At 64.1% G+C, this 5173-nt stretch carries 3 protein-coding genes; 2 read left to right on the forward strand and 1 reads right to left on the reverse strand.

The genetic code is table 11. The features are described from left to right. Positions 1 to 1213: 1213 nt before the first annotated feature. A complete protein-coding gene (locus NBZ85_RS27345) occupies positions 1214 to 2977 on the forward strand; it encodes a sensor histidine kinase (protein WP_261559231.1) in 1764 nt (587 codons plus the stop codon). Here NBZ85_RS27345 and NBZ85_RS27350 read toward each other — a convergent pair. Then, positions 2921 to 3652: a response regulator transcription factor gene (locus NBZ85_RS27350; protein ID WP_261559232.1), complete on the reverse strand. Its 732-nt coding sequence runs from the start codon at positions 3650 to 3652 to the stop codon at positions 2921 to 2923. The two genes, NBZ85_RS27345 and NBZ85_RS27350, sit on opposite strands and share 57 nt — an antisense overlap. A 541-nt stretch (positions 3653 to 4193) precedes the next feature. Here NBZ85_RS27350 and NBZ85_RS27355 point away from each other — a divergent pair. Next, positions 4194 to 4907 carry a hypothetical protein gene (locus tag NBZ85_RS27355; RefSeq protein ID WP_261559233.1) on the forward strand — a complete coding sequence of 238 codons (714 nt, stop codon included), beginning with the start codon at positions 4194 to 4196 and terminating at the stop codon, positions 4905 to 4907. Positions 4908 to 5173: the final 266 nt, after the last annotated feature.

Genomic DNA, 5173 nt, shown 5'->3' on the forward strand with positions numbered 1-5173 from the left:
GCCGACCAACCCCGCCCGCGCTCCCAGCCAAGGCATGGATCAACCAGCCCCCAGCGATCATCGAGACCCAGGAGACGCTACCCACGAACCAAGCCGCCTGATGTCTCACCGGGATTGACAGGCTCCGCTCGCCCGCGCACCAATTTCGCCCGCACGGTATCGACAGTCCGTGGGCGTCTGGGCCCGATTCGTCCTGTCTCCGCGTGTGAGGGCGATACAGGTGACCCTCGCGCCGGACGTCGATCGGCGGATGGGTCATCTCGGTTCCCCGCGCCCGTCCCCTGGGCCGCCCCGCCGTCGCCTCCACCTGCCTGGCGGAGGGCTGTCGGCGGCGCGGCATCGAGCCTGGCCCCGGGCCGTCAGGTGTCCCAGCGTCGTCGCAGCTCCTCCAACTCGTCCGCGACGAACCTCCGCAGGCCCAGCATCCGGACGATATTCGCCGACTGCACCGCCCAGCAACGCAGGCCGGGGCCGTGCGGACGAACTTTGGTAAGCAGGAGCCCGACCACGGACCTGCCGGCTCTCGCACCAAAGGCCGCGAACAACCCGCATGCTGGTCCGGTCCCAGCCGCGGCGACTACCGACAGGAGTCGACTGCTACAGAGCCAAAGGAGGCTCGAACCACCTGCCCGGCCCGCCGACCTGCAGTTTCGGCGGGCACGAGCACGTCCACAACGTGCGAACCAACCTGTTTCTGCAGGTCAGGCGGTTCGTCACGCTGCGGGGTGGACCGCGGGGGGCTCGAACCTCGCTGGACCTAACACACCGCAATAAGAACCGTCTGATCTTGGTTCAGGGTCCTGAAATCAGTATCCGCCCGGTCTCGCCACGACTCCCGACCAGGGATGATGTCCGGTGAACGGCGAGCCGACAACATCATCCACTAGTTCGAACACACGTTCCGCACATCTGGCGGGTCCGGACGCTTCGGTCCGCCTGGTGACCACGGTCGTAGGGATCGTCGTCGGGTTGACATTCCTGTTCGGCTTCGGCAACGTCGCGACACTCGGTGTCCGCCTCGGACGCACACCACGCCACCGACCTGCGGCTCACCCAGCACTGAACTCCCGCCGGGTAGTGAGACCCGTTTGAATGGCAACATACTGTTGCCGTACTGCTGAGCCTGCTGGGATCGGAGACTCGAAGAGTGTTGTGGGCGGCCCCGCGGAAGTCTGCTGACCGTCCGTTCCTCCGCCTCAGGACCGTTACGCTGTTGATCTCCCTGGCTGCCGTGGCGGTCGTCAGCCACGCGTCCCTGGCGGGCGCTTGGAGGTTCTTCCCTCTGGCCACTATCGGCTGCCTCGTGACCTCGATCGGGTTGATCGGAACCGGCGTGGGACTGATCGGCCATTCCCGCGGGCGTCTCGCGGGGTGGGGTCTGGTGGCCACGGGGATGATCTGGCCATCGAACCTATCTGCCATCGGCGACGCAGGCCTCGGCCCCTTCATCAGCTGGAACTCATCCGGGGTCTGCTGGGGACTGCTCGCCGTGATTATCGTGAGCTATCCGTCCGACCTGCGGCCAACCAGGATGTCCCGGTTCTTCATGGGTCTGGCGGTCCTGGACTTCATCGTCTTCAACCTCCTGCACACGTTCATCTCAGAGCCCGAATGGGCTGGCTTCAGCGCCGAGGCCTGGTGGCCGACGCTCTGGCCGAACCACGACGTAAGTGTGTCCGTCGCGCGCTGGTACGGCTTCCTCGATCTCGGCATCGCTGCTATCGGGGTACAGGTCCTCCTGCAGCGGATCCGGTCGGCCTCGGGCGCGGATCGCGCCACCCTGGAACCGGTAGCCATCGGGGTGTCCCTCGCCGCTCTCATTGCCGGCGGAGCTTCGGTCGGGCAGCAACTGACGTCGACCGAGACCGCTCTCGCCTGGACAGTCTTTGTCCAGGGCCTGGGTTTGCTGGCGATCCCCGGTGCCGCGATCGCCTCCGTCCACCGCAGCCAGCGAATCCGCGGCGATATCGCCAACCTGGTCATGGACCTCTCCGTTGCCGCGGATATACAGGACATGCGCGACGCCCTTCGCCGCGCGTTGAAGGACGACGAGCTCGAGGTCCTCTACCACCAGGGGTCCAACGACGGGCTCTACCTCGACCCCTCTGACCGGCCGGTCCCGCTACCCGACCCCGCCTCGAGACTCCTCCTGGACCTGAAAACCGGGCTTGTCGACGAAGGGCCAGGCGCGGGTGGACTACCCCACGTGCTCGTGAGCCTGGACCCCAGGCTTGTGGCCCACCAGGAGATGGTCCGCTCAGCCCTGTCGGCCACCCAGCTCGCGGTCGACAGGACACAGCTGCAGAACGATTTACGCGACCGCCTGGCCGAGCTGGAGGCTTCTCAGCGTCGCCTCGCGCAAGCGGGTGTCGTGGAACGCCGCCGTATTGAGCGCAACCTGCACGACGGCGCGCAGCAGAGGCTGGTCACACTGCGCGTGAAGCTCGAACATCTGCGCTCACAGGTCAGGGAGGAGGACGTCCGCGCCTCTCTACTGAGAGTCAAGGACGAGGTGGATCAAACCCTCGAGGCAATCCGACAACTGGCCCGCGGTATCCATCCTCCCCTACTCACTGAGGGCGGGCTCGATGCGGTGCTTCCACCTCTGCTGCAAGGCCTGGAGACGGAGCTGGTGCTCCAGCTGCCCGACGAGCGACCTGACGCCACCACGGAGGCCGAGGTCTACTTCATGATCTCCGAGGCGTTGGCCAACGTGTCCAAGCACGCCAACGCCACGGTGGTTGAAGTGCTGGTCAACCGCGAAGGTGACCTGTTGCGCGTCGAGGTGAACGACGACGGCACCGGAGGCGCCGACACGCTCGGAGGATCGGGGCTGGCCGGGATGGAGGACCGGGTCCGGGCCTTGGGCGGGACGATGGTCCTGATCAGTGAACCCGGCCGGGGGACGAGCGTGCGGATCTCACTGCCGTGGCGCGATGCTCAGTCGCCGCTCCCGGGGGACGGAGCTGGCCCGTAGCCACTCCAGGGCGGCGAGCACCCGACGATTGCCCAGCCGGTCGTCGGCCAGGCCCAGCTTGAGAAAGAGGGCCCGGGTGGTTCCCTCGACTGTCTTTTCTGCGATGTTGAGCTGCTGGGCGATTCCGTAGTTGGACCGACCCTCGGCCAGGAGCATCAGCACTTCCCGCTGGCGAGGAGTCAACTCCTCGACCGCGCTGGCCCTCCGCGTCTTCTGCCGAAAGGCATCCATCACCACAGCCTGGTCCGCCACCGTGCCGCCGCCGGCCACCCGCTCAAGCGCCTCGATGAGCATCTCCACGTCGTCGACCCGGTCCTTGGACAATGCCCCAAGACCGGACTCCCCGTCCTTGAAGAGCTGGACGATGTGCATCGCGTCCAGGTGGGCGGAGAGAATCAGGATTCCCACCCGAGGCCACCTCACGCGTATCTGCTCGGCCAGGGCCAGACCGTCCGGCGCCTTCTGCGCCAGCTGAAGGTCCAGGATCACCACGTCGGGTTGGCCAACCGCCAGGCGGCTGAGCATCTCGCCAGCCGAAGCAGCCTGCACACACACCGTGACACCGGCGCGCTCGAGCATGTCGCTCAGAGCTTCACGCCACATCGGGGCGTCGTCACAAATGCCAACCCGCACAGCGGCTCCTCTTAGGGTCACGGCTACCTGAAGGCTGCTCATCCTCCCCGGCCACGATGCACTCTCGTCGACTGGGCGGCTACAGGGCTACCCCTCGATCCAGTCTCGGAGAATCCTCACCCCGGTCGGGTGCTGGTCCCGGTTCTCCGATGTCCGGAAGGGCCCACGATTCGAGGCGGGTCCTCTGCCCAGCCGACAGACACGGAGCAAGAGCATGCACCTGACCCCACGGATGATCGCCCTCGCCACCCCCGTCGCGCTGACACTGGTGCGCGAGGGAGACCTACGGTGCAGGGCCTCGGCAAGGTAACTCACTGTGTTGATCCGTTGCAGGCGGTAGTGAGGAGCGTGAGTGCTCGGTAGCAGTCGGCAGCAACGTGTTCCAGGGTTTCTTTTATCTTCCGGATGTGGTTGAGGCAGATTACTCCGAGGGTCAGGATTACTCTCTATTTAAGAATATATTTGTATAATTTGCAAATATGTTATATATAAATAGTCCACTTCTACCGAAAGGGACGATTCACTAATGCGTGCTAGAGACAGATCTACCGTACTAGTTGCAATCTTGGTTGCACTAGTAGGTATGTTCGGCGTAAACCTGGCAACCGCCGGCTCGGCATCAGCCTCCAGCCTACAGTTCCAGCTCGACCCGGGCGACAGCCTCGGTCCCAATGAGTCGATCTGGTCGGACAACAACGCTTTTGTGAGCTGGATGAGTGCGGACGGTAACTTCATTACCGCAGCCTCCGGCGGGCCCATTTTCGCCTCGACCTCTACGGGCGGCCACCCCGGTGCCATCCTGAAGATGCAGACCGACGGCAACCTAGTAGTCATTGCACCGGGTAACGTTCCCATCTGGGACTCTGGCACCGCAGGCCACCCCGGAACGGTGCTACAGCTTCAGTTCGATGGCGGACTGGTGCTCTACGCTCCCGGCCACATCGCGCTCAAGGTAGTCGTACCTCGGTTGTTCGACCCCAATAACTCAGTGCCGACACCGCGACTGCAGCCCAACCCCGAAGCCGATTCGGAGCCATCCCTACTTAGGGAGACAGCCGTTGATGGTGGTAAACTCACCTTCTGCTCGGGAGCCGGCAAGGTTATCGAGGCAACCGATAAGGTTCCTCACGGCAAAATTGCCGGAATTGTCGCCGAGCAGGCCTGCGCCAGCGCAGCCAAGGGTGAAACCCCTAAGGCAAATGGCTACAGCCTGACAGTGCTCGCAACCAGCGTCTTGCTCGGCCCAGTCGGCCCTGCTTTCGCGCTTTTCTTCGACGACCCGGAGGCGGCCGGCTGATCCATGCATCACCTGGCACATCTTGCTAGCATGATGGCCTGATTTCGAAAGTAGTGGTTATGATGGTGGATCTTGGTAGCGTATCGACATCGTCGACACGTCCAGGATCCACCGGCCACCACAGAACTTATTATTGAGGGGCGGATTCAAGCGGTCATAGCGACGCATGCTTCGCCAGCAAATCGTTGAAGACTTCGACCGGCTTCGCCCAGCCCAACGTCTGCCGCGGCCTTCCGTTCAGCTGTTCGGCCACCTTATCAAGCTCG

The organism is Frankia tisae, assembly GCF_025403405.1.
Taxonomy (GTDB): Bacteria; Actinomycetota; Actinomycetes; order Frankiales; family Frankiaceae; genus Frankia; species Frankia tisai.

Excerpts from the sequence above, each read along its gene's own strand:
- NBZ85_RS27350 (WP_261559232.1), bottom strand. The coding sequence starts at position 3,652 with ATGAGCAGCCTTCAGGTAGCCGTGACCCTAAGAGGAGCCGCTGTGCGG.
- NBZ85_RS27355 (WP_261559233.1), top strand. The coding sequence starts at position 4,194 with ATGTTCGGCGTAAACCTGGCAACCGCCGGCTCGGCATCAGCCTCCAGC.